This window comes from Segatella copri (genome assembly GCF_024330485.1).
Lineage (GTDB): Bacteria > Bacteroidota > Bacteroidia > Bacteroidales > Bacteroidaceae > Prevotella > Prevotella copri_L.
Genome location: NZ_JANDWX010000077.1, coordinates 1 through 2545 on the forward strand (window position 1 = coordinate 1; position 2545 = coordinate 2545).

Consider the following 2545-nt stretch of genomic DNA (forward strand, 5'->3'; position numbering starts at 1 on the left):
ATTCATATGGTGAATCTTCACGCATAGCCAACCATCCATTGGATAACGGGCGTATTCACTACAACGATGAAACGTGGCAGAAATCATTTGGTATTGCTCATGACTACCGACTTGGTATGCATGTCATATGGACTAAAACGCATCGAAAAGAACTCCAAACAAAACTTAGAGAAACGTCATAAATAGCTCATTTTCAATACATATTCATTAACATAACGCTCCAACCGCCTATTGCGAGTTTCATCCGTTTATAGTAATTTTGTACCACGGTTGTACCATGGGCAGAGGGACACACGGTTCTTAATGAGGGTTCTTATTTCCTCTTATTTCCCCTTGTTTCCTCTTAAAAGTTTCCGTCAAGGACCATCCCCCATGAGTCACTGCAAAATTCAAAAATAACGGTAAAAATGAATACTACAACTCGCATTCCAATCGTGCTGATGTCCGTAGAGGAAACAGCGCAGGCAGTAAGCATCAGCGTCAAGACAGTACGCAGTCTTATTCGTCAAGGCAGGCTAAGAGCCGTAAATTTCGGTACACGCATGACCAGGATCTATTTGCAAGACCTTCTTGAAATAGCCAAGGGACAAGGTTATCAGGTGGTTCTCCCTTCTTCCCTATCGTTAGAAGGAGCAACGTCCAAGAAAGCACAGAGGCTAAAAGATGCCGAGACTGGCTCAGTCAACAAGTTGGCAAAGTGTCGCAAGACTCCCAGGGCTGGTGAAAGAGCACCTGATGGAGTAACCCACGACACCCATTACACAATGGCAGAGGTGTTGAGCACCTTTAATATCAAGTATGGAAGATTCTATGAAGTCCGCAATCGTTACCAACTCCAGTCAGTTCACGCATGGGGAACGACCTGCTTCAAGAAAGAAGACGTGGAAAGGGTTATCGGGCTTTATAATGAAGAACAGGGTAAGAACATTTCCGATGACTGGTACACCTGCTTCGACATCATGAAACTCTACGGATTAGGCAAGACACAGGTACGCAGATTTGCGGAGACCCATGGAGTGAGAATCCGAAAGTTCAAAGGCGGAAGAGCCAACTACTATCTGAAAGCAGACTGGGAGGCTGCACGCAAGAAGGCAGAGAAAAGCAGTACTACGACCAAGGCAAAACGGAAGTGAGACACAAGTCAAGAGATGGTTCAAACAAACTCATATACGACCCATGCCGTTGCAATTGCTATGCAGCACCCATCCATGTCGGTCGAAACAAACCCACAACGCAGAGTAACGGATATAAGACAAAAAACGCATCCAATACCTGCTTTTAGTCTGATTTTGAGCGTAAAATCATACTCAAAAGCAAATTCAGGTTAAATTCTGGCTGTATTTGAAGCCATCTTTGCTTTTCTCTTTTCACGGCAATCTAACTTTGCATCGGATTTGAGAGTTAAAGCGTTGCGACCATGGCTATTCGCATCCACAGATACACATCGGTAAGAATAATAAAAGAATAACAATATGACGAACATTTGTACAAAGGTCACCGTGCGGAAACGACCTATCAAGAACGGACAGACTTCCCTCTATCTGGATTTCTATCCTCCAATCCGCAACCCGAAGACAGGCAAGCTCTCACGCAGGGAGTACCTTGGTCTTTACATCTACACCAACCCTGTTGAACGCTTTCAGCAGGAGTACAACAAAAGTATGATTCAGAAAGCGGAAATCATCAAGTGCCGCAGGACTGAGTCCATCATCAATGAGGAGTATGGCTTCCTCGACCGCAACAAGGGCAAGGAGAGCTTCTTGGAATATTTCAAGAACCTCATGATTGAGCGTGGCAGCAGCCAGAACTGGGCAACCGCCTACATGCACTTCCACAATTACACGCATGGCGAGTGCCGCTTCTGCGACCTTACCGTTCCGTACTGCCAGGGATTCCTCGACTACCTGTTGTCGGATGCCTGTATGCACAACGGCAAGCGCATGATGGGAACAACAGCCAACAACAACCTTACCAAGTTGAAGTGCATCCTTGCCATCGCATACGAGGACGGACTGCTCAAAGAGAATATCGCCAAGAAACTTGTGCGTGCCAAGGCTCATGGCAACAAGCGGCAGTTCCTCACCAAGGAAGAGTTGTTGCAGTTGTCTCAGACTCCTTGCAAGAGTGATGTCCTTCGCCGTGCAGGTCTCTTCTCCTGCCTTACAGGTCTTCGCCTTTCTGACTGCATCAGACTCCAGTGGGAGAATATCGTCAAGTTGGCTGATGGCGGCTGGGGAATGGACATTATCACAAAGAAGACTTCCACCGCTGCAATCCTGCCTATCAGCGAAGAGGCTTTGCAGCTCTGTGGCGAGCGAAGCACTGGACAGGTGTTCAAGAATCTCACGAACAGTACAGTGGCATTGTATCTCAAACCGTGGATAAAGGCTTCCGGCATCGAGAAACACATCACCTTCCACTGCTTGAGTCACAGTAAATTCTTTTATTTATTGAATATCAGCGAGTTGAGTATTTTAAAGAATGTGACTGCTAACGATTTAGAAACGAGCTATATTCTTTTTCTTTCACAACTTTGCAATATACA

At 45.9% G+C, this 2545-nt stretch carries 3 protein-coding genes; all 3 read left to right on the forward strand.

What is annotated here, in order from left to right:
* On the forward strand, positions 1–182 hold a 182-nt coding region (locus tag NNC77_RS16290), incomplete at its 5' end, for a hypothetical protein (protein WP_254971886.1).
* Between the two features lie 225 nt (positions 183–407).
* Positions 408–1133 carry a helix-turn-helix domain-containing protein gene (locus tag NNC77_RS16295; protein ID WP_048317560.1) on the forward strand — a complete coding sequence of 242 codons (726 nt, stop codon included), beginning with the start codon at positions 408–410 and terminating at the stop codon, positions 1131–1133.
* A gap of 339 nt (positions 1134–1472) precedes the next feature.
* A partial coding sequence (locus tag NNC77_RS16300; protein ID WP_254971888.1) for a site-specific integrase occupies positions 1473–2545 on the forward strand: 1073 nt, incomplete at its 3' end.

Coding starts and splice junctions, on each gene's coding strand:
- NNC77_RS16295 (WP_048317560.1), top strand. CDS start 408: ATGAATACTACAACTCGCATTCCAATCGTGCTGATGTCCGTAGAGGAA.